This window comes from Enterococcus sp. DIV0755f, assembly GCF_051713725.1.
Classification (GTDB): domain Bacteria; phylum Bacillota; class Bacilli; order Lactobacillales; family Enterococcaceae; genus Enterococcus_D; species Enterococcus_D casseliflavus.
The window spans coordinates 1321382-1342994 of sequence record NZ_JBIOQL010000001.1; the positions used below are offsets into that span (position 1 = coordinate 1321382).

18 protein-coding genes, 1 pseudogene and 2 other annotated features are annotated in these 21613 nt (G+C 44.4%); of the genes and pseudogenes, 12 read left to right on the top strand and 7 right to left on the bottom strand.

The window, feature by feature from the left end:
* Positions 1-193: 193 nt before the first annotated feature.
* Genes IGI73_RS05885 through IGI73_RS05895 form a run of 3 tightly spaced genes read left to right on the top strand, consistent with a single transcriptional unit; the run spans position 194 to position 4407 of the window.
* Positions 194-2026 carry a beta-glucoside-specific PTS transporter subunit IIABC gene (locus tag IGI73_RS05885; protein ID WP_428206370.1) on the top strand — a complete coding sequence of 611 codons (1833 nt, stop codon included), beginning with the start codon at positions 194-196 and terminating at the stop codon, positions 2024-2026.
* A 48-nt stretch (positions 2027-2074) separates the two neighbouring features.
* On the top strand, positions 2075-3538 hold the full coding sequence (locus IGI73_RS05890) for a glycoside hydrolase family 1 protein (protein WP_428206369.1): 1464 nt from the start codon (positions 2075-2077) through the stop codon (positions 3536-3538).
* Between the two features lie 20 nt (positions 3539-3558).
* Positions 3559-4407, top strand: coding sequence for a PRD domain-containing protein (locus IGI73_RS05895; RefSeq protein ID WP_010747958.1), 849 nt, complete (start codon positions 3559-3561; stop codon positions 4405-4407).
* 65 nt (positions 4408-4472) lie between these two features.
* Here the strand turns inward: IGI73_RS05895 and IGI73_RS05900 are convergent.
* Positions 4473-4837 (bottom strand): annotated as a pseudogene (locus IGI73_RS05900) (HIT family protein).
* Between the two features lie 210 nt (positions 4838-5047).
* Here IGI73_RS05900 and IGI73_RS05905 point away from each other — a divergent pair.
* The 4 genes from IGI73_RS05905 (at position 5048) to IGI73_RS05920 (ending at position 7920) form a co-directional block, all read left to right on the top strand.
* Complete coding sequence (locus tag IGI73_RS05905) at positions 5048-6028, top strand: aldo/keto reductase (RefSeq protein WP_005225721.1); 981 nt, start codon at positions 5048-5050, stop codon at positions 6026-6028.
* Positions 6029-6103: 75 nt separating this feature from the next.
* Positions 6104-6511: a MerR family transcriptional regulator gene (locus IGI73_RS05910; protein WP_428206368.1), complete on the top strand. Its 408-nt coding sequence runs from the start codon at positions 6104-6106 to the stop codon at positions 6509-6511.
* Between the two features lie 60 nt (positions 6512-6571).
* Positions 6572-7132 (top strand): NAD(P)H-binding protein, encoded by a 561-nt coding sequence (locus IGI73_RS05915; protein ID WP_428206367.1) that lies wholly within the window; start codon positions 6572-6574, stop codon positions 7130-7132.
* A gap of 164 nt (positions 7133-7296) precedes the next feature.
* Complete coding sequence (locus tag IGI73_RS05920) at positions 7297-7920, top strand: YitT family protein (protein ID WP_016610336.1); 624 nt, start codon at positions 7297-7299, stop codon at positions 7918-7920.
* A gap of 102 nt (positions 7921-8022) precedes the next feature.
* On the opposite strand, the gene IGI73_RS05925 is transcribed toward IGI73_RS05920, so the two are convergent.
* The 4 genes from IGI73_RS05925 to IGI73_RS05940 are packed head-to-tail and all read right to left on the bottom strand — an operon-like array spanning position 8023 to position 11102.
* Positions 8023-8787, bottom strand: a complete 765-nt coding sequence (locus tag IGI73_RS05925; RefSeq protein ID WP_428206366.1) for an ABC transporter permease subunit — start codon at positions 8785-8787, stop codon at positions 8023-8025.
* Positions 8784-9695, bottom strand: a complete 912-nt coding sequence (locus IGI73_RS05930; protein ID WP_074535661.1) for an ABC transporter ATP-binding protein — start codon at positions 9693-9695, stop codon at positions 8784-8786. Before IGI73_RS05930 ends, IGI73_RS05925 begins: the two co-directional genes overlap by 4 nt.
* A complete protein-coding gene (locus tag IGI73_RS05935) occupies positions 9692-9919 on the bottom strand; it encodes a PLDc N-terminal domain-containing protein (protein ID WP_087627297.1) in 228 nt (75 codons plus the stop codon). Before IGI73_RS05935 ends, IGI73_RS05930 begins: the two co-directional genes overlap by 4 nt.
* Positions 9912-11102 carry a helix-turn-helix domain-containing protein gene (locus IGI73_RS05940; protein ID WP_309420288.1) on the bottom strand — a complete coding sequence of 397 codons (1191 nt, stop codon included), beginning with the start codon at positions 11100-11102 and terminating at the stop codon, positions 9912-9914. The genes IGI73_RS05935 and IGI73_RS05940 overlap by 8 nt, the downstream gene beginning before the upstream one ends.
* Positions 11103-11272: 170 nt before the next feature.
* Between IGI73_RS05940 and IGI73_RS05945 the strand changes: the two genes are divergently transcribed.
* Complete coding sequence (locus IGI73_RS05945; protein WP_428206365.1) at positions 11273-12409, top strand: glycerate kinase family protein; 1137 nt, start codon at positions 11273-11275, stop codon at positions 12407-12409.
* 89 nt (positions 12410-12498) lie between these two features.
* Here the strand turns inward: IGI73_RS05945 and IGI73_RS05950 are convergent, their stop codons facing one another.
* Complete coding sequence (locus IGI73_RS05950) at positions 12499-12837, bottom strand: RidA family protein (protein ID WP_373192088.1); 339 nt, start codon at positions 12835-12837, stop codon at positions 12499-12501.
* Positions 12838-13104: 267 nt separating this feature from the next.
* Here IGI73_RS05950 and IGI73_RS05955 point away from each other — a divergent pair, with 267 nt between their 5' ends.
* Entirely contained in the window at positions 13105-15669 is a 2565-nt protein-coding gene (locus IGI73_RS05955; protein ID WP_428206364.1) for an HAD-IC family P-type ATPase, read from the top strand.
* A gap of 16 nt (positions 15670-15685) precedes the next feature.
* On the opposite strand, the gene IGI73_RS05960 is transcribed toward IGI73_RS05955, so the two are convergent.
* On the bottom strand, positions 15686-17137 hold the full coding sequence (locus tag IGI73_RS05960) for a helix-turn-helix domain-containing protein (protein ID WP_016610327.1): 1452 nt from the start codon (positions 17135-17137) through the stop codon (positions 15686-15688).
* 862 nt (positions 17138-17999) lie between these two features.
* Positions 18000-18212, top strand: a binding site (T-box leader).
* A gap of 66 nt (positions 18213-18278) precedes the next feature.
* Positions 18279-18525: a binding site (T-box leader), on the top strand.
* Between the two features lie 58 nt (positions 18526-18583).
* Here IGI73_RS05960 and trpE point away from each other — a divergent pair.
* Genes trpE through trpD form a run of 3 tightly spaced genes read left to right on the top strand, consistent with a single transcriptional unit; the run spans position 18584 to position 21600 of the window.
* The gene (gene trpE / locus IGI73_RS05965) at positions 18584-19990 is read left to right on the top strand and encodes an anthranilate synthase component I (RefSeq protein WP_428206363.1); all 1407 of its coding nucleotides are present in this window, start codon (positions 18584-18586) and stop codon (positions 19988-19990) included.
* On the top strand, positions 19971-20549 hold the full coding sequence (locus tag IGI73_RS05970) for an anthranilate synthase component II (RefSeq protein WP_428206362.1): 579 nt from the start codon (positions 19971-19973) through the stop codon (positions 20547-20549). The genes trpE and IGI73_RS05970 overlap by 20 nt, the downstream gene beginning before the upstream one ends.
* A gap of 16 nt (positions 20550-20565) precedes the next feature.
* Positions 20566-21600 (top strand): anthranilate phosphoribosyltransferase, encoded by a 1035-nt coding sequence (gene trpD, locus IGI73_RS05975; protein ID WP_123834024.1) that lies wholly within the window; start codon positions 20566-20568, stop codon positions 21598-21600.
* The last annotated feature ends 13 nt before the right edge of the window (positions 21601-21613 follow it).

Consider the following 21613-nt stretch of genomic DNA (forward strand, 5'->3'; position numbering starts at 1 on the left):
AACGGTGGTTGCGTTTTCAAATAAAGCATGGTATTATGCAAGTAATAAAACAGGCATGTGACTGGTAATGCAGGCAGGACCTATAAAAAACATGGAAGGGATCGTTGGATTCCGTTCAATGTTTTTGTAGGTGCTGCCTGCTTTTTTCTTTGTTTGGCCAACAAAGGAAAACTAATTAAAGGAGAAGAAAATTATGAATGTAAAAGAAACGGCAACTGCCATCGTTGAGTTGATTGGCGGAAAAGAAAATATCGCACATTTGGAACATTGCTCCACACGCTTGCGCTTTACCTTAAAAGACAATAGCCTCGTACAAAAAGATGCCTTGGAAAAAGTCGATGGCGTGATTGGGGTGCGACAAAATGTCCAATGCCAAGTCATCATCGGCAATGATGTCGTCGAAGTGTATGATGAGGTTATGAACGTGTTAGGTCATGAGCTAACAGCGGATGGAGGAAGTGAAGGCAAACAAAAACAATCGTGGGGTGCGGTCCTGCTTGATTTTATTATCTCGATTTTTCAACCGTTGATTCCAGCAGTCGCTGGAGGGGGCGTCTTGAAATCCTTACTGTTACTTACTTCTGTCACTGGATTGATGGACAATACGAGCCAGACGTATCAAATTTTGAATCTGATCGGTGGCGCACCATTGTATTTCTTACCGATTTTAGTGGCGATCACCACGGCAAATAAATTAAAGGTCAACCAATTGGTGGCGGTTTCCGCTGTCGGTGCCTTGATTTTGCCTGAACTAACGACACTATTGACAGATGGCGCAGCGTTCATGGGCTTCGGTTTACAAAATATCGCCTATGCGTCACAAGTATTTCCAGCCATTTTAACGGTTTTATTTTACGCTCAAATTGAAAAGCTGTTTACCCGAATCTCACCAAAACCGATCCGTATCTTCTTTGTTCCGATGATGAGCTTAGTTATTACGGTTCCAGTCGCTTTATTGATTTTAGGCCCATTAGGCTTTGAAGTCGGAACGATTTTTTCAGCAGCAATCATTTGGCTGTATGCCCATTTAGGTTGGGTGGCAACAGGGATTTTAGCCGCTGTTTTACCATTGATGGTGGTTACTGGTATGCACAAAGCCATGATTCCCTATGCTGTTTCGTCCATGAGTGAGATGGGGGCAGAGCTGTTATACTTGCCTGCCTCATTGGCACATAACATTGCAGAAGCTGGTGCTTGTTTTGCGGTGAGTGTTCGGACCAAAGACCAAAAACTTCGTTCAACCGCTGTTTCTGCAGGCATCTCCGCCCTTTTTGGCATCACCGAACCTGCTTTGTATGGGGTGACGATCCTGCATAAACGAGTGCTTTACGGCGTGATGGCTTCCAGCCTAGTTGGTGGAGCGGTGGCTGGTTTGTTTGCCATCAAGGCCTTCGCATTAGTTGGCCCTGGTCTAGCAAGTATCACTATGTTCGTGGATGAAGCCAACCCGATGAATCTTGTGTGGGCATTGGTCACGTTAGGGGTATCCTTTGCTGTTTCTTTTGTCCTTGTCCTTTTCTTATTCAAAGACAAAGTGGTAGAAAATAAGACGACGGTTGCCGATCCCAAAGCCGAAGTATTGAGCAAACCAGTAGATGGGCAAGTGGTAGCTTTATCTGAAGTCAACGATGAAGTCTTTTCAAGCGGCATGATCGGAGAAGGGTTCGGGATCATTCCGACGTCTGGCGAATTGATCGCACCTGAAGATGGCGAGATCACAATGTTGTTTGAAACCAACCATGCGATCGGGTTAAAAACCCGCAATGGCGCAGAATTGCTCTTTCATATCGGCTTGGATACCGTTCAACTAGAAGGCAAACACTTTACCCCTTACGTAAAAGCGGGGGATCAAGTGAAACAAGGACAACCGCTGATCCAATTCGATCTAGATGCCATCAAAGCAGCTGGTTTTGATCCAATCGTGATCTGTGTGGTCACCAATCAAGAAAACTTTACGGTCAAAACGATCGAATCAACCGATGAGCAAAGCGACCAAGGTGTCCTATCGATCGCACCGCTCGTCTAAACAAATGAGCAATGCAACAAAAACAATGTAAAAAAGGGGATTGAAAAAATGACTGAAACAACTTTTCCAAAGGACTTCTTATGGGGTGGCGCTATCGCCGCAAATCAAGTAGAAGGAGGTTGGAATCTTGGCGGCAAAGGCTTGTCGGTGGCGGATGTGGCGACCTACAAACCTCATGTCGATAACAAAGATTATGCGGCGCACATGAGCGTGACCGTAGAAGCCGTCAAAGAAGCGATGGCAGATCCAACAGATACCATCTATCCAAAACGGCGAGGAATCGATTTCTATCACCGCTATCCAGAAGATTTGGCTTTGTTTGCGGAGATGGGCTTTAAAGTGTTGCGATTGTCGATTGCGTGGACCCGTTTGTTCCCAACCGGGGAAGAAACGACACCCAATCAAGAAGGGATCGCTTTTTACCGCAATGTCTTTCAAGAAATGCAGCGCTTGGGGATCAAACCGATCGTAACGTTGTCTCACTATGAAATGCCGCTAGCCCTTAGCTTGAAGTACAATGGCTGGGTGGAACGTAAAGTAATCGATGACTTTGTCCGCTTTGCAGCCGTCTGTTTCGAAGAATTTGGGGAGTATGTGGAATATTGGCTGACCTTTAACGAAATCGACAGTATCCATCGTCATCCCTTTACAACAGCAGGCATCATTCCAGAACAATCAGAAGCAGGCAAAGAAGAGCAAGAGGTGTATCAAGCGCTCCATCACCAATTTGTTGCCAGCTCATTAGTGACCAAAATCGCTCATGAGAAAAACCCAAACAATAAAGTTGGCTGTATGTTAACGAAACTAATGACGTATCCATTGACTTGTGACCCATTGGATGTTGAATTGACCTTAAAGAAAAACTTGGAAAATGATTTTTATGCGGACGTTCAAGTCAAAGGGACTTATCCGCGAATGATTGAAAAAGATCTGGAAAAACGCGGGATCAAGATTGAAATGGCACCAGAAGACCGCCAAATCTTAAAAGATCACACCGTTGATTTTCTTTCCTTTAGTTATTATATGTCTATGGCCGAATCAGGTGATCCAAATGCCGAACGGACACCGGGCAATACGGTTTTAGGGGTAAAAAATCCCAAGCTGCCATCAACTGAATGGGGCTGGCAGATCGATCCTAAAGGCTTGAAAATCTCCTTGCTTTCATTGTATGATCGGTATCAAGTGCCATTAATGATCGTTGAAAATGGTATGGGCGCCGTGGATGTCCTTGAAGACGGCCAAGTGCATGATCCGTATCGGGTCGATTATTTCAAGGCACACTTCAAACAAATGAAGGAAGCCATCGATGAAGGGGTCGATTTGATTGGTTATACTTCTTGGGCACCGATCGATCTGGTCAGTGCTGGTACGTCACAAGTGACGAAACGCTATGGCTTCATTTATGTGGATGCCGATGATGAAGGAAACGGCAGTTATGACCGTTTGAAAAAAGATTCCTTCGACTGGTACAAAGAAGTGATTGCCACCAATGGCGCAAGTTTGGCAGAATAAACAGTGAGGAGCGAGAGTGCATGATTTACATCAAGAAAGTCTTAAATTCAAGTGTCGTACTTGTTGATAAGGAAGGCCAAGAAATGATTGCACTTGGGAAAGGCATCGGCTATGGAAAGAAAGTCGGCGACAGCATAGCCGATACCCAGATCGATCAAGTTTTTCTGCCAATCGATGAAAAAAAATCAGGTCAGTTTGCCGATTTAGTGGATGAGATTCCGTTGTACTATTTTGAAATGACCAAAGAAATCGTCCAGCTGGCGCAAAAAATGCTGCCATATCCGCTAAATTCAACGATTTACCTCACCTTATCGGATCACTTGCACTTTGCTGTAGAACGTCAGCAAAAAGGCTTGAGTGTGACGAATCGGCTCTATTGGGAAATCAAGAATTACTATACAGAGGAATTTCGAGCCGCCGAACAGGCACTACGTTTGTTGAAAGAGAAGTATCAAATTGAGCTGCCAGAAGAAGAAGCCTCCAATATCGCGTTTCATTTGATCAATGCCCAGTCGAACACCGAGGAAAATCAAGATGGGTTGAAAAAGGCCAAATTGATCGGGTTGATCGTCAATATGGTGCGCTACTCGATCCAGCAAGACGTCAACACCAATTCGATCCATTACAATCGCTTTATCACCCACGTGCGTTTCTTCGTTGACCGATTCTTTTTGGATGGGCTGCTGCAAGAAGAAGATGAAGGACTATACCGTCAAATGTGGGCTCTTTATCCGAATGCTATGGAGATTGCGACAAAAGTCAAAGCCTATATCGATAAAGAATACCAAACGAAGATCCCTGTCAATGAAATCGTCTATCTAGGCGTTCATATCAATCGATTGATGAATCATTCAGCGATCAATTCCTAAGCGTCCTCATTTTAACAAACATAAACAAGCCGTTTCCCTTTGCTGGAGAAACGGCTTGTTTGTGTTTAGTAGGCTTGCTTGTTAGGAATCACGCCTCGAACGCCGCCTTTTGGCTGCTCCACGTCGCCTTGGTAGCGTGGGATCAAATGACAATGGCAATGAAAGACCGTCTGTCCAGCAGCCTCCCCGCAATTGAAGCCGATGTTGAAGCCGTCTGGTCGATAGGTTTCCAATAAATAAGCTTTGCCTTCCTGCAACAAAGCCTGCAAGTCTTGTAATTCCTCTTGGGTGAGAGCAAAATAATCCCTGCGATGCGCTTTGGGGATCAATAGCAAGTGTCCAGGGTGACGGGGTACTTATCAGCGATCGCATAAAAGCGTTCGTTTTCAATGATCGCATGTTTTGAGGCAGTACAAAAAATACAAGTCAAAATCTTTCGCTCCTTTTTCTCGGCTAGATAGCGTATCAATACTTATCTTTAGTGTACCAAAAGCTGATTTGAAATGAAACGCACGACAAAAAGCATGTCCTTTTGAGTCAATTGACAGTAAAATAAAAAAAAGTTTATAGATTCGCTTGACTTAGAGTGCACTTCAACCTGTATGCTTAGTGTAACTTAAAAAAACAGGAGGACGTACAAATGGACTATGTAAAATTTGGCAATACAGGACTTGATGTGTCACCTTTGTGTTTAGGGACAATGGGATTTGGCGATCCCAACAGCGGGTTTCATGAGTGGGTGTTAGAAGAAGACGACAGTCGTGAAGTCATCAAAAAAGCCTTGGATCTGGGCATCAACTTTTTTGATACGGCAAATGTCTATTCTTATGGAGCGAGCGAAGAAATCGTCGGTCGAGCATTGAATGATTTTGCACCCCGGGATGAGATCGTGGTTGCCACAAAACTATATTCTAAAATGAAACAGCGACCTAACAGTGGAGGCTTATCCCGAAAAGCGATTTTTTATCAAGTCGAACAAAGCTTAAAACGCCTGCAAATGGACTACATTGATCTGTATATCATCCATCGTTGGGATTACCACACGCCAATTGAAGAAACCATGAAGGCATTACATGATTTGGTAGTTTCTGGAAAAGTACGCTATATCGGCGCATCTGCGATGTACGCTTGGCAATTTGCCAAAGCACAAGCAGTCGCTGAAAAAAATGGCTGGACCAAATTTGTTTCGATGCAAAATCACTTGAACTTGCTTTATCGAGAAGAAGAGCGAGAAATGATGCCCTTGTGTGCCGATCAAAAAATTGCCGTGACGCCATATAGCCCATTGGCTGCCGGACGGTTAACAAGAGATTGGGGTGCAGAGACCAAACGGTACTTAACGGATAAAACCGCCAATCAAAAGTACGACAAAACGATGGAACAAGACCGAGAGATCGTGGCGCGGGTCGCACAGATCGCTGACAAACACCAAAGCAAACGGGCGCAAATCGCCTTGGCATGGTTATTACAAAAAGAACAAGTGGTCGCACCAATTATCGGCGCAACAAAAGAAAGCCATTTATTGGATGCATTACCTGCCCTTGATCTAAAGCTGACTGCCGAAGAGATTGCGTATTTGGAAGAGCCATACTTGCCTCATGCAGTGGTAGGAGCGGAATAACGAGTTACAAAAGGGCTTCTGGCTCGTAGCATACAAAACGATCTAGGAAAAAATACAAAACAAGGAAGTGAAGCCGTGAATATCAAAAAAGTCAGTGACCTGAGCGGTGTCTCAGCTGATACCATCCGTTACTATGAAAAAATTGGGCTGATCCCGGCGGTCAAACGCAATAAAAACGGTGTTCGTGAATTTGATGATGACGACTTAAAATGGATCACCTTTACCAGGCAAATGCGCAACGCTGGACTATCGATTGATGGGCTGAGTCATTACCTGGCTTTATTTGAAGAAGGGCGAGGGACGGTTCCTGAGCGCAAGCAGCTGTTAGCCGAACAAATTGCAGTTTTGCGGGAGAAAATCTCAGATATGACGGAAGCTGTTGAACGTTTAGAATACAAATTGGAACATTACGACGAGCATGTTCTGCCGACTGAAGAACGACTGCGTCAACGCAAAGCCAATATCGTCAACCAGACTTTATGACAAGCCATTTTTTCTACTTAAAGAACGAGGCTTGAATTTTTCAAAAATGAAAGGGAGCTTATGAAACGACTTGCGATTTTAGGTGCTGCTGGCACGATCGGTCAGCGATCACGGCAAATACTTTTGGAAAAAACCAATCGACCACTCGTACTCTATGCCCGCCGTGCAACGGAGCGTTTGCATGAGATCGATGCTGCGCGTGAGACGATCATTGATGGTGACTTTCTCGATTTAGGACGACTCGTTCGGGCATTGCAAGGCTGCCAGTCGGTTTTTTTGACGGATATCCATGATCCTCGAGCAACGCTGCGGGTGATCGAGGCAATGAAATTAGCAGAGGTCAACCAATTGATCAGTGTCGCACCCGAAAAAAGACTTTGTACATCGGAGGCATTGAAGCAATTGGCAGACTTAACAGCGCCTTTTCTTGCCCCTGAAAAGCATCAGCTGCTCTTGCAGCAAAAAAATCGCTTAATGTCCTACCAATTGATTGTAGGCTCAGAGTTGGCTGTTCGCTTTGTTCATTTGCCATCAATGGAAGAATGCATGTTACAGCCAGGGGGATGGCAAGAAGCAGTCGCAGAAGAAATGCTTGCGATGTATCACTGCTATACAGCCTAAAGCCTGTGCATTTGTGATGAAAACCAACATGCTTTCTTGAAGTTCAGAATCATTTTTTTCATGTTTTCATGAAAAAAATGGTTCTTTCTTTTGAGCTTTTTTTGATAGAATAGACAGAAGCTTTTATCCATAAAATTAGTTGCCAGATTGAAAGGAGAACGTTGATGGAATCACTTATCAAAAAAAATCTTGCTTTATTGCTTGGGGTGCTGTGGATCTGCATCGCATTAAACTTTTTCCTTTTGCCTCACAGTATTGCTTCTGCTGGTGTCGGGTCGATCGGCTACCTGATCGAAACCGGCTGGTCGATCAATCGTCATATCGTTGTCTGGGGGATTAATTTATTGATGCTGGCGTTGGCATTTTTGCTTTTAAAGCGAGAGGTCTTTGTCAATACGGTTATCGGCAGTCTGGCATTTCCCGTTCTTCTGGCGCTTTTACCAGAGATCATGCTCTTGCGTTTTTATTCTGTTTCCTTGATTTTAGGTAGTTTCTTCTTTAGCTTCGGTATTTTTTCACTTTATAAAATCGGTGCTTCCAATGGTGGGGTCACGATTCCGCCGCTGATTTTGGAAAAATACTATGGCATTCGAAAGTCTAGTGGTGTCTTCTTAACCAATCTGATCATCATCTTGTTGAATCTCCTGATTTTTTCTTGGCAAGAAGCCCTCATTTCCGCTTTCTCTATCTATTTGATTGCCTTTTTCATGCGCTTCTTTATGCGGATCGAGCAAAAAACACAGGCAAAAAAAGCAGTGAACGTTCAAGAAACAGCAGAACTAGAATAAACTAGCAGAAGCAAACCATCGGTGCAACAGGTAGTGACCCCCAAGAGTTAGACGAAACGTCTACCTACAGGAGGTCAGTACAACATTTGCACCGATGGTTTTTTAATAGTTTCTTTTTCTCAAAACAGCAATAGCCCCCGCTAGGCAGCTGATGATCAATAAGCAACTCAGCAGCAGCGCTGGCATCAGTTCTCCTAGTTTGATTTGGTTAGTTAAGTAGTTAGGAAATTGGCTAGAAAGAGAATAAGGGTTCCAATTTGTTAATTGGCTCCACAAACTACCTAACAGTCCGATCAGATAACAAGCGCCAATAAACAACAGTCCTTGATAGATACTTTTAGCAAAGCTGGAACCTAGCAGCAGGATGCTGATCGCTAATAAACCAAACAGCCAATAGCTGAACAATGCGCTAGGGACTTGGGCAGCGCTGGAGTCATCGAAATAGATCAAGGTATAAAAAGCACTGACACTGGCACTTAGGAGGTAGCTCAAAGACCACAGAATCGTTAAATAGCCAGCTTTGGCACAGACGATCGTCGTTTTCGGTAATCCTTTCGTAATCAGCTGAATAAAGGTTCCTTGGGCTATTTCGACAGAGAGCGTATCGGTAAAAAGAACTACAAATACCAACAGACCAATCGTTCCAATATTGCTGTAAAACTGCAGCCATGCATCGATCGCAGTCGGATCAGCGATCGTGATCTCAATCGATTCTGGCATCATGCTGGCCATCAAATCGGGCATGATTTTCGCGGTAAAGGGAGAGAGCATACCAATCAGCGCAAACAGAATCAAACAAATCAGCAGTTTTTTGCTGCGAAGACCACCGAGAAATTCTTTCTTTAAGAAAACAAGAAACACCTTCATTTGATCACCTCCAAATAAATCGCCTCTAAAGTCGGTTCGATCCGTTGAAAGGATTCAGGTACTATCTGTAGTTCATTGAGCAATCGCAGCAACTGCTTTCCAACATTCGTGTCGGCAGTTTCGTCGATCAGTAATTGATTGTTCTTTCTTTCTGCCGCAATGCCGTGGGATGCTAACAGATTGGCAAATTTCGAATGGTCACCTTCGTTGGTAAAGACAATCCCAAAGGCGGTTTTTCGATAACGTTTTTTTAAGGAATCCATCGGTTCAAACGCCTGGATCTGGCCTTTGTGCAAAATCGCAATGTAATCTGACAGCTGCTCGACATCTGCGAGAATATGGGATGAAAAAAGAACTGTCGTTTCTTCTTTGATTTTAGCCAATACATCAAGAAAGGCCTTGCGACCTAAAGGATCAAGTGCAGAGGTCGGCTCATCACAAATCAAGATAGCTGGTCGGTTGATCAATGCTTGAGCTAATCCAAGACGTTGCTTCATGCCTCGAGAAAAGCCAGCGATTTTTTGTTTCGAAGCTTCCAGGCCTACCAACGCTAAAACTTCCATCACCCGCTGAGGCTGAAAAGGTTCTTGATTGGGCTGGATCTTTCCGCAAAAAGTCAAATATTCTACAGCTGTCATAAACGAGTAAAACTGCGGTACATCTGGTAAATAGCCGATCCAGCGATTGGTCTTGGCTGAGCCGAATTGCACCACTTCGCCGCAAACGGTGATTTCGCCTTCATCAATGGGGAGCAATCCTAAAATCGCTTTCATGGTCGTTGTTTTGCCAGCACCATTTTCCCCGACAAACCCCACAACGCTGCCCTTTGGAACCGAAAAGGTTAGGTCTTGCAGCACTTGTTTGCGCCCAAAACGCTTGGATAAATGGTTGATCTCGATCATCTTTATTGTTGGTCCTCTTTTCCGAAAGCAAAATAAAGGATAGGACCGATCAGGCTAACAAAACAGGCGATGAAAAGCCAAAGAATACGGGAGCCGAATTTAAACTGTTCTTGTTTTAAAATATCGCGAACCGCCAAGATGATCAGGACCAATTGCAAAACAATCAAGGGGATCAGTACGGGCAAATAATCAGATATATTTTCTGGTATATTTAGTGAAACACTATTCATGTGAAGCCCTCCTTTGTGGCTCATTTTCTTGTTCGGACAGTTTTTGCAGCTGCTGAAATAATTCTTCAAATAGTGGTTGCTTCAGATAAGGTTCAAATAATGGTGTGAACTGCGCGATTTCGAGAAATTGCTTTTTGACATTGTCTGAGTTCCGCGGGATCTGACTGCCTAATTCTAATTCGCTGATCCACTCATCGATGCTGTTGAAATAATCGTCTCCTTTCAAAACGATTTCCTCAGGCGTGTCTGCTAATGTTTTCACATACAGCGTTAATGCTTGCAGCAATAAGCTTTCTTTTCCTAAAGCGGCAAAAGAAACCATCCCAGCGGCTAGAAAATTCAGTAAAGAAAGGGGATGCAGCTGGGCCAGTTGGAAGCTCTCGCTGAGTGCCAGCCCACGTGCAAAGGTTTTTTCCAGTTGCTCCTCGTCTTGTGTGAGCATTGCCAAATAATTTGTCAGTAAGCTCATAAAAAGAATCAAGTATTGGTAAATCGCACTTTGCGTCACAATCTCAGCTTGTTGCAATTGATTTTTTTGCTGAAATGCGGCGGCAATCAACGGTTCGCTAGGTAAAAAAGAGAGAGTTTTCGTGCCAAGGATCGCCAAGACCTCATCGGGTTTGTTTCTCATCAGCAGACAATAGGCTTCGATTTGTTGCGCTTGTTGTGCTAACGCATTGTCACCATGCGCAATGATCCGTTGGTAAAGGATTTCTGCTTCTTTCAAATAGGTAGTTTTTTTCGCTTCCATTAAGGCTTCTTCAGAGGGGTGTCCTTCTGAGCTATCTGCTACAGGGACATCTGGCAAAAGATCCCAATGATTTAAGTAAAAGGAGCCCATCTGTAACAAGAACGGGTAACAAGAGTAATACCGTTTGGTAAAACTTTGTGCCAGCGCGAGGACTTCGCTTGGTGTTTTTGTTTGAAAGGCGTCTTTTAGTAATTGATAGATGCGTTGGATCTCTTTAGGGGATAGCTGCGAGTCCAAAATTAATAATTCATCGACGCTGCAATCAAAATACGCTGCTAATAAGGGCAGCGAGGTGATATCTGGATAAGACTGTCCCGTTTCCCATTTCGAAACGGATGCTTTGGACACATTCATAAACACTGCTAATTCTTGCTGGGTAATACCTCGTTGTTTTCTTCTCCGAGCGATTTCCTCGCCAATTGGTAAGTCCATAGTGCACCTCCGATAGGTTTGTTTGGTATACTTCTATCATAAGAGGATAAGAGATGACTTACAATGGATTGCTAGTTAATTTTTGGTTGATTTAATTAACTAAAAGTTGATTATAAGGCGAAGTATTCCAATCTTTGGGAAAGAGATGATCGTAAATGAGAGGTAGAAAATTGAAAGTTGTAGCAGCGATCGATTCCTTCAAAGGAAGTACCACTTCCGCAGAACTAAATCAAGCGGTCTTAAGCGGTTTTTCAGACCAGTGGGAAACACGCAGTATCCCAATCGCTGATGGGGGAGAAGGGTCAATGGCAGCAGTCATTGCTGCGCTGGGAGGCAATTACGAAACGGTTTCAGTGACCGCTCCATTAGGCGGTAAGTTGCAAGCCCGTATGTTGGTCACAAAAATCAAGGAAGAAAAAATTGCCCTGATTGAATCTGCAGAAGTGATTGGGTTGCAACTCGTGGAACCTAGTGACGAGACCACCCGCAATAGCTCTTCTTTTGGTTTAGGCCAAATGGTCTTAGCAGCTTGCAGGCAAGGTGTGAAAAAAATTTACCTGACCCTTGGCGGTAGCGGCACTTCTGATGGGGGTGTAGGCTTTTTACTTGCGCTAGGAGCAACCATTCAAAGAAACGAGCGGATGGAAAACAATCCTTTGCTGCAAGCAGAATCTCTGGCGCTCAGCCAGTTGAACCCTCTGCTTGCACAAATTGACCTATTTGCATTAGCCGATGTAACGAATCCCTATTTTGGCAATCAGGGATTTGCGCAGGTTTTTGGTCCGCAAAAAGGGGCATCCCAAGAAACGATCCAGCAGTTGGATCAGCAGGCAAAGCGCTTGGCTGAGCACATCAAGCGGACCACGGGGATCGATCTGGAAGTCCCTGGTGCTGGTGCGGCAGGTGGGCTTGGTGGTGCTGTTCGTTTGGCAGGTGGTCAATTGGTTCCAGGATTTGCGACGATCGCTTCATTGGTTGGGTTTGAGGAAAAAATCAAAGAAGCAGATTTGTTGATCACGGGTGAAGGACGCATCGATGGGCAAACCGCTAAGGGAAAAGTACCCTATGGCGTCGCGTTGCTCGCCCACAAACATCAGGTCCCAGTTGTTGCCATCTGCGGCTCCCGAAGCGACGATCTAGGAAAACTACCGCAACTACTATCTGCCGTCTTTTGTATCCAGCAAGGTCCGATTTCGTTGACAGAAGCGATGGAGAAAAAGCGAACCTTAGTGAATGCTCAACAGGCTGCTCAAGCCATCGCTGGTTTTGTGGAGCAGTGGCAAAAAAAGACTGAATCAGACACTTAAAATAGGACTGAATAAGAAGATAACACCAAAAAAACTTCGTATTGGCTACTGCCTTTTGTACGAAGTTTTTTTGGTGTTTTTCTCTGTGCTTAAGCCAAGGTAGCTTGTGCATCAATCTCTACTTTAAATTCAGGGGCAACCAAGCCGGCAACGATGACGAGACTCATGGCTGGTTTGTTTTCTGCCAAAATAGTTGTAAACGCCGTACGGACAGCAGCTAAGTAGGCAGCATCTGTTAAAAAGACGGTCATTTTGACCACTGATGACCAGGACAGTTGATTGGCTGATAGAAGCTGTTCGATCTTTTTCAAAACGATGGTTGTTTGCTCTTGCGGGGCCTCAGGTGTGGCTCCGTCTTGCGACGGCGTTTGACCAGAAATGAAAAGAAAAGGTCCTTGAGCGATTTTTGTATCGGTATAGATTGCCATTTCTTTGGCTCCTTTCGTCTATCTTGCCTTTGGATGATGGACAGATAGAAATTGATTGGGTGTGTCCTAGTTTACTTGATTCCACCTGCAAAAACAATCAACGGACGTTTTCAGTTGGTTGTGTGAAGCCACGCGACCAAGCCGCTCTTCCCCTTTAAGAAAAGCACTCATTTTTTTCAGGCCCCGCTGAAATTATCGCCAGAATTTTATGGTTTCAATGTCTTATACTATGTTCAGATCAAATAAATAAACAAGGAGGAAAAAAATATGAATTGGTACAAAAACACAACAGAAGAACTATTACACACATTGCAAACAACACGGCAGGGCCTTTCCTCCGAAGAACGCAACCAGCGTTTAGCAAAGCAAGGTGAAAATAAAATTACTGAGGCAGCGCAGATCCCCACATGGAAGAAAGTCGGCAAGCACTTTACCGACTTACTGATGTTGGTCTTGATCGTCGCAGCCGTCTTAAAAGGGATTTCTGGTGATTATATCGAAAGCGGCTTTATTATGGCGGTCGTCGTCATCAATGGATTCGTCGGCTACTGGCAAGAGCGCAAAGCCCAAGAATCACTGGATGGATTGAAGCAGTTCATGGGGCAAGAAGCAACGATTTATGTTCACGGCCGCAAAAAGAAAATTGCTGTTTCTTCCTTAGTAAATGGAGATTTAGTCGTTTTAGGACCAGGAGATGTTGTACCAGCAGATATGCGCTTGATCGAAACCCATGATCTTGTGATTGAAGAGTCGATTTTAACTGGCGAATCTGAGCCTGTTCAAAAAATGACCGAGCATATTACTCAAGAAAGTACAATTGGTGACCAGCGGAACATGGCGTTTTCTGGTACCCATGTAGAAAGCGGAACTGCCAGCGGGATCGTCGTTGAAACAGGCGACGATACACAAATCGGCCAGATCAATCAAGCAATTCAGTCTGTGAAAGCGCAAGAAACCCCGTTGATCAAAAAAATGAAGCAATTGAATCACCAAATCTTTAAAGGCATTATCGGATTAGTGGTTTTCTTGATCTTCTTTACTACCTTCCGCTACGGCTTTGATCTTGATCTCTTGTTCTCATCAGGTATCGCCTTAGTGGTAGCGATGATTCCTGAGGGCTTGCCAGCCGTGCTGACCATGATTTTATCGATGGGTGTCAAGGAAATGTCTGAGGAGCAAGCAATCATCAAAACGATGCCATCAGTGGAGACACTAGGTGCCATGACGGTGATTTGTTCAGACAAAACAGGAACCTTGACCAAAAATGAAATGACGGTCGTCGATGTTTTAGTTGAGTCAAACGTGGATAAAGCAACGGTGCTTGATATCATGGCAAATTGTCAAGACTTGAAGCAAGACGAAGGACAAAAGGCTGCGGATCTCGTTGGGAACCCAACCGAAAAAGCCTTGTTACAATACGCAGAATCAGCGCAGCAACCATTGCGTAAAACAGTCGATAAGATTCCTTTTAGTTCCTCTTACAAGTACATGGCAACACGCCATCAAAATCAAGAAGAGCCGAATGCCTCGGTAGTTTTTGTCAAAGGTGCGCCCGAAGTATTGCTTGAGAAAAGCCAACTGACTTCAGATCAAAAGCAATGGTGGTTAGATGAAAGTGCAAAATTAGCAGCGAAAGGGCAGCGGCTGATCGGCTTTGCGCATCTGACGCTGTCGGCGCAGGAGTCCTTGTCCCACGAAGGGCTAACCAATTTAACCTTTGTCGGGATCGCTGGTATCATTGATCCTCCGAAAGACAGTGCCATCAAAGCGGTAAAAGAGTGCTTGCAAGCGGGCATCCAAGTCAAAATGATCACAGGAGACCATGGCAAGACCGCTCAAGCCATCGGCAAGCAAATTGGCTTGAAGCACACGAATCACGTGTTGGAAGGGCTAGAAATCGATCTGTTGTCGGAGGAAGAATTGCAGCAAGCAGTTCAAAAGACAGACATCTTTGCTCGAACGACCCCTGAGCATAAATTACGGATCGTTAGTGCTTTGCAGGCGAATGAAGAGATCGTCGGAATGACCGGTGATGGCGTAAACGATGCACCAGCGCTGAAAAAAGCCGATATTGGGATCGCTATGGGGATCAAAGGCAGTGAAGTAACCAAGCAAGCAGCCGATATGGTTTTGGCAGTCGATAATTTTCATACGATCGCCAATGCCGTCCGAGTGGGTCGTCGAATCTACGATAATTTGAAGAAAACCATCAACTTCTTCTTACCAACTGCGGTTGCTCAAGGATTGATCGTTATTGCGGCACTCTTGTTGAACCGACCACTGCCACTGACACCTGTCCAAATTTTATGGGTAAATATGGTGACAACGATCACGCTTTCTTACGCACTCGGTTTTGAAAAGGCAAGTGCGGATGTCATGAATCGACCACCACGGCCAATCAAAGAAGGCATCTTGTCTTGGTACAGCTTGTTCCGCATCTTCTACGTCTCGCTGTTGATCATGATTCCTTCTTACGTCTTAGCGGTTCAATTTGAGGGAACGGTCCTTCAGCAAAGCATGCTGCTGCAAAGTATCGTCTTTGCCCAAGCGGTCTACTTGTTGAACTGTCGGGAGCTGGTCAAGCCAGCCTTGAATCGCCAACTGTTTGCCAACCGAGCGCTATTCGTTTCTCTTTCACTGCTGATCGTATTACAGGCAGCGATTTTCCTAACCCCTCTAGGACACCAGCTTTTAGGGATCGGTTCTTTGACCTTGATGCAGCAGTTGAGTATCGCTGCTAACGGCGCACTCCTTTTCGCAGTCGTTGAGGGTGAGAAATTTATTACGAATAAGCTGCAAGGACGGCAAAAAGCCGCTCCAGTGAAGCAGTAGCGGCAGCTTGATGATTCTAGCGATAGCTTAAATAATAGGTTTGGATGAGCTCAGTCACTTGATTGAGCTCATTTTTCGTTGGTACCATCGATAAGTAAAAAACTGGAACAGATACTTCCTCTAAAGGGAAATTTGAGAGAATAAAATCAACCTCGATTTCCGCCAACGCTTCTAGTTGACCAGGCTCGATCGCCGATAAAAGGATGCGGGCACCGAGGAAGTCATTCAATTCTTGCAGGAGATAAGCTTTCCAGGCAGGCTCACCTTGGAAAACAAAATACCCTTTTGCGCGAATGGGATTGATCTGTAAAATCGCTTGTTGGATCAGTAAGGTGGTGGTTGACCATAATGGAAAACTCATTTCCGATTGACTGGCTGTTTGCTCTTCTAAAAAGTCATGGATCGTCGCTTCGATCGATAGCGAATAGGGTTGATTTAACCGTTGGATCTCGTGAAATTCGAGCCCGAACAATTCTGAGAGCTTGGCTGACTCTTGCGATTTGATCAAAAGCAACAGTAGATTCTCAATCAGTTGTGTATCACTAGCTAAAGACAACTGCAACAAGCGGTCTAGTTTTCCAACAAAATGGGTCGTTTTCTGATAAATGGTTTGGTAGGATTCAAGGGTTGCTTGGATCGTTGCGGACCAGTCGTTATTGTAGTTCCAACTTTCTAAGAAGCAGTAGAAGCTAAAGAAGTGTTCGCTGCGTTCTAAATAAACGCCTTCTTTTTGATACAGCTGGCTTAATGGCTGTTGGAAAAGGCTATAAAGGGGATCGTCCCCCTGAAATTCAAAGGAATCGATACGGCAATTGGCTTTGATGCGAATCGTATTGATAAAAAACCAGCAGGTACCGTAGATTTGTTCCACTTCGATCTGCAGCTTGGCTTTTGCTAAGCGATCCAAGAAATGATAATAGTGGGACTCATGAATCGTATATTCCTCAAAAAAGTAATTGTTATGGGTGTATGGCAGCAACAGGCGATGAAAAAAAACACGGATGTTGATCTCACTTCCTTCAAAGCGGATCATGCGATTGGTGATCCGAATCCGCAACGAAAAATCAGTGAGACTTTTGTTTAATTTTGTCACATGTCGTCGCAAGGTCTCATAGGATGTCCCTGTTTGGCTAAGAATATCTTGCGTACGGAGTTCGCTGGAAAAAAGCAATGCTTTCATCAAAGAAACACCGATCGATTGAGGGAAAAACGTTTCCCAGAGCTGACTCATCAACAATGGCCCATCATGGGTCAGAGCAAAGCCACTACTGGCAGCTTCGATCTGCCAACCATCAGGCAATTGTTGGCGAATATAGGTTAGATCGGAAAAAACGGTTCGCTCCGTCGTATCGATCAATTTTGCTAGTTGCTTGGCAGTGATCATTTTGTGATTCGCCAGTTGTTCCAAGAGAAGGATCTGACGTAATAAATCCTTCTCCGTAATGATTTTTTTCATCATCCCATCCATGACAAAAACTTCCTTTCCGAGTCTTGAAGGTCAAAAGAGTCACATTGACTGTTTTGATGAAAGACAACTCTTTCGTGTTCTTTTTGATTTTATACGAAAAAGGCAAGTTTTGCTATTTCCAATTCACTGGATGATGTTTTTTTTATTAAAAAAGCTGGGATCGGCAACCTTCTAAGTAACTGTCTAAAGGAATGCGTTTGTTTTATGTGTTTTAACGGTTAGAGGTCTATCATGTGTTCGTATTTCTTCATACGCAAATACATAGAATAACTTTCTTTCGACAATTTTATTTTTGAGGAAAAAAGACTCTTTTTGCGAGAGGCGTAGAGTTTTCGATGGAGCGCAGAATTGATGATCCATTCAATTTCTGCTTGTTCTTCCTCGGATAATTCGACTTTTTTCTCATTGGATTGAATGAGAGAGTAAGTAAATTCTAAGCAGCTCATTTTATAAATAAAGGTGGAAAAATATAATTTGTCTATGTGCATTTAATCACCCTTTCTTACATTCGGTTCAATCATATAGAAGAATATTTCAAATAACAATTCTGTTTTTTCATGATGTTATGAAAATTTTGGATAAATGTCGATTTTTTGGCAAAATTATAGCAAAGCTTTCACTCTTTGATCTTCACGTAAGGGTTATAAAAAAACAAATATTATTTAAATAGAGTAGCAGCTATAATTAAATACGCTGAAAGAAGTGAAGGCGATTTTTGTCCAAAAGAATGTCTATTTATTTTGGTTAAGGCAACCCATTGTAGGTTGTTTTCTTGTATTGTCAAAAGGAGACAAAAAAAGAAAATTCGCTTTTTTCTGTTGACAGATCAGCAAAAGCCACGTAATATAGCTACCAATAACTAGTAAAGACCAAACAAAAGAGAAGTATGAGGACGTTCGTCTTGCAGAGAGCTGATGGTGGTGTAAATCAGCAGATTGACGCTTCAGAAATGGACTTTTGTGTCGAAAGGCTGAAATCAGTAGGCTTTTTTCGGGATCTCCCGTTACAGAGAACGATCGTTGATAGACGATCTAGAGAACCAATTGAGGTGGCACCGTGAGTAATCGCCCTCATGCAGACGAATTTGTTTGCATGAGGGCTTTTTTGTTTTTCTTGCCCTTCAACCAATAGAAAAATAAACGTAAAATCAAACTAAGAGAAGTACTTGAGTCTTTTTTGGTTACAGAAAGTCGGCGGTGATGAGAGTCCGATACCAAGAAATCAAGGAAATGGCCTTAGCCGATCATTTTTTGAACCCTTTTTTGGCAGTAGGAAAATGCGGGAACTCCCGTTATAGAGGAAGACCGTTGTTAGACGGTTGATAGAGAAGAAGTTGCTTTTTTAGGCAACTTTCAATTGAGGTGGTACCGCGGTCATTCGCCCTCAAGCAGACGTTTTTATGATGTTTGCTTGAGGGCTTTTTGTTTACAAAGAAAGGAGCAGCTTATGTATCGAATGGAACGAATCAACAGCGATTGTTTGACACCTGTCTCAGTGTTTTTACGGATTCAAGGGGCGCATAAATGTTTACTGGAAAGTATTCCCAGAGAAGAAGATACGGGACGCTATTCGATCCTCACCTTTGATCCTGTTCAGAAACTAACCTTTAAGGATGGTGTTTTTCAAGTAGAGGATCTTTTGGAAAAAACGATCAACAAGTATCCCTGTCAGGACCCTTTAAAAGAAATGGAACGGTATGTAGTCAAAAAAGAAATCACCGCTTTATCGGATCTGCCGTTGCAAAGTGGGGCGATCGGGTATGCGGGCTATGATATCGCAGCTTGCTATGAAGACATTGGACAATTGCCAGCAGATGAATTGCAGGTGCCTGATATGGCCTTTTGGCTTTTTGAAACCTTTCTCGTTCTGGACCATCAAAGGGAAACCTTGACGATCATCCTTGAAAATTGCTACAGCCAAAGGGGGACCGCCGAGATGGAGCAGGTACTCCAAGCGGTGCAGCAGCAATTAAGGACACCAGTCGCAGCTGAGACCCGTGGGTTATCGAATGAAAAGCTGCATTTTACAAGTAATGTTACTCAACATGCCTATGAAATGATCGTTCGTGAGGCAAAAGCCCGAATTACGGCAGGGGATATGTTTCAAGTGGTTCCTTCCCAACGTCTGCAAGCAGCATTTACGCAAGATCCTTTTGACTATTACCGAAAACTGCGAGTGACGAATCCGTCTGCCTACCTCTATTATCTTGATTTCGATCACGGATTCAAAGTGATCGGCAGTTCACCTGAAAGCTTGATTCGGGTTCAAGGAACAACGATCACCACAAATCCAATCGCTGGTACCCGCAAACGAGGGGCAACCAAAGCAGAAGACGAAGCTTTGGCGGCGGAACTATTAGCAGATGAAAAAGAACGTGCAGAGCACCAAATGCTGATCGATCTGGGGCGCAATGATTTGGGCCGAATCGCTGAACATGGCACGGTTCATGTTCCTTTATACATGGTGATTGAGAAATACCGCTATGTCATGCATATCGTTTCGGTTGTGGCTGCCAAGCGCAGAGCAGGTGTGACGGCAATGGATGCCTTGAAAGCAACCCTGCCAGCAGGCACGGTCAGCGGGGCACCAAAGATTCGTGCCATGACTCGCATCTATCAATGGGAAGCTGTTCGAAGAGGGGTCTATGCGGGAGCCGTTGGGTATTTTTCTCGAAACGATCAAGCGGATTTTGCCATCGGGATTCGGACAATGGTTTTGAAAGACGCGATCGCTTATGTCCAGGCAGGGGCGGGTGTCGTTTATGATTCTGATCCCTCATCTGAATACCACGAAACCTTACACAAAGCCAAAGCACTATTGGAGGTGTCAGCCAATGATCTTACTCGTCGATAACTATGATTCGTTTACTTACAATCTTCTCCAGCTCTGTCCAGAAGAAACAGTCGTCTTGCGAAATGATGATCCAGACCTTTTCCTTGTTGCTGAAGAAGCAGATGCCATCATTTTTTCCCCAGGACCAGGACGTCCCGCAGAGGCAGGATTCATGATTCCTTTGATCAAAACATATCACAATAGCAAGCCGCTTTTAGGGATCTGCTTAGGTCATCAAGCCATTGGTGAAGCGTTTGGTGCCCAAGTGGTCCAAGCACCAGCCATTATGCACGGCAAGCAATCGAGCCTTACGTATCAGAAAAAAGGCGTATTCGAAACCTACCTAGGAGACATGACTGTCATGCGCTATCACTCGCTGGTTATTGAGCCAGCGACCCTTCCTGCACAATTTGAGGTGTTGGCTGAAACAAAAGGGATCATCATGGCGATCCAGCATCGACAAAAGCCGATCGTAGGACTTCAATTCCACCCTGAATCAATGGGGACAAACGAAGGGGCATTTTTTATCCAACGGTTTCTTGAACTCATTCCAGAAAACTCAGCAAAAAGCAGCAAATGAAAAAGGAGGAACAATTATGGAAGCAGTCAAAATACAGCAGCCGCAGCAAATCACCCAGCAGCTTTTTAATGGCAGTCATTTAAGTTATCAGGAGATGCGCCACTTTGCTCAAGGAATTTTAAGCGGGATGTTTTCAGAAAGTCAATTGGGGGCAGCGTTAGTTGCGATGAAGATCAACGGCATCACAGCCGCCGAATTGACCGCTTTAGCGGAAATCATGTTAGAGCATGCCGTGACCATTCCTTATGAAGGAGGAGACGCCATGGACAATTGCGGTACTGGCGGCGATCACTCCAATAGTTTTAATGTCTCCACTACGGCTGCTTTCGTGTTAGCAGCTGGGGGAATCACGATGGCAAAACACGGCAATCGCAGTATCTCTAGTCGTTCAGGCAGTGCCGATGTCTTAGCCTGCTTGGGGGTATCGATCCAAGCATCACCAGAAAAAATCGCTGAGCTATTAACGACTGTCGGCATCGCGTTTCTCTTCGCTCCCTCGTTGCATCCCGGCATGAAAGCAGTGATGAAGATACGGCAAGAATTAGCAACGCCAACGATTTTTAATCTATTAGGCCCCTTGATCAATCCTGTTCCGTTGACTACGCAACTGATTGGGACTTACGCAGGCGAGAGCTTGGCCGACACCGCTCAGGCGTTAGGCAGTCTTGGTCGGCAAAGAGCAATGGTGATCCATGGATGCAATGGAATGGATGAAGCCAATTTGGCAGGTGAAACTGCGATCAGCTTTTATCAAGGAGGAGAGGTAGCCAATTTTTCTTTGGATCCACAAGCGTACGGCTTTACGCCAGCGCCGATCGAGGCGATCGTCGGCGGGGATGCCGCTCAAAATGCGGCGATCTTAACTGCGGTGTTGAAAAATCAACCCTCCGTTTATCTAGAAACGGTGGTCTTAAATGCAGGGTTAGGCTTTTACGCTAACGGCAAAGCCACCACGCTAGCAGAAGGGTTTGCGATGGCACGGGCGTGTATCGCTTCGGGTGCCGCCTATGACAAACTGCAGGAGTTGATCCGCCAGTCAAATAGCCAATAACTACGAAAGCTGT

Excerpts from the sequence above, each read along its gene's own strand:
- IGI73_RS05955 (WP_428206364.1), top strand. The coding sequence starts at position 13,105 with ATGAATTGGTACAAAAACACAACAGAAGAACTATTACACACATTGCAA.
- IGI73_RS05920 (WP_016610336.1), top strand. The coding sequence starts at position 7,297 with ATGGAATCACTTATCAAAAAAAATCTTGCTTTATTGCTTGGGGTGCTG.
- IGI73_RS05895 (WP_010747958.1), top strand. The coding sequence starts at position 3,559 with ATGATTTACATCAAGAAAGTCTTAAATTCAAGTGTCGTACTTGTTGAT.
- IGI73_RS05890 (WP_428206369.1), top strand. The coding sequence starts at position 2,075 with ATGACTGAAACAACTTTTCCAAAGGACTTCTTATGGGGTGGCGCTATC.
- IGI73_RS05885 (WP_428206370.1), top strand. The coding sequence starts at position 194 with ATGAATGTAAAAGAAACGGCAACTGCCATCGTTGAGTTGATTGGCGGA.
- IGI73_RS05935 (WP_087627297.1), bottom strand. The coding sequence starts at position 9,919 with ATGAATAGTGTTTCACTAAATATACCAGAAAATATATCTGATTATTTG.
- IGI73_RS05950 (WP_373192088.1), bottom strand. The coding sequence starts at position 12,837 with ATGGCAATCTATACCGATACAAAAATCGCTCAAGGACCTTTTCTTTTC.
- trpE (WP_428206363.1), top strand. The coding sequence starts at position 18,584 with ATGTATCGAATGGAACGAATCAACAGCGATTGTTTGACACCTGTCTCA.
- IGI73_RS05915 (WP_428206367.1), top strand. The coding sequence starts at position 6,572 with ATGAAACGACTTGCGATTTTAGGTGCTGCTGGCACGATCGGTCAGCGA.
- IGI73_RS05940 (WP_309420288.1), bottom strand. The coding sequence starts at position 11,102 with ATGGACTTACCAATTGGCGAGGAAATCGCTCGGAGAAGAAAACAACGA.
- IGI73_RS05905 (WP_005225721.1), top strand. The coding sequence starts at position 5,048 with ATGGACTATGTAAAATTTGGCAATACAGGACTTGATGTGTCACCTTTG.
- IGI73_RS05925 (WP_428206366.1), bottom strand. The coding sequence starts at position 8,787 with ATGAAGGTGTTTCTTGTTTTCTTAAAGAAAGAATTTCTCGGTGGTCTT.
- IGI73_RS05970 (WP_428206362.1), top strand. The coding sequence starts at position 19,971 with ATGATCTTACTCGTCGATAACTATGATTCGTTTACTTACAATCTTCTC.
- IGI73_RS05960 (WP_016610327.1), bottom strand. The coding sequence starts at position 17,137 with ATGGATGGGATGATGAAAAAAATCATTACGGAGAAGGATTTATTACGT.
- trpD (WP_123834024.1), top strand. The coding sequence starts at position 20,566 with ATGGAAGCAGTCAAAATACAGCAGCCGCAGCAAATCACCCAGCAGCTT.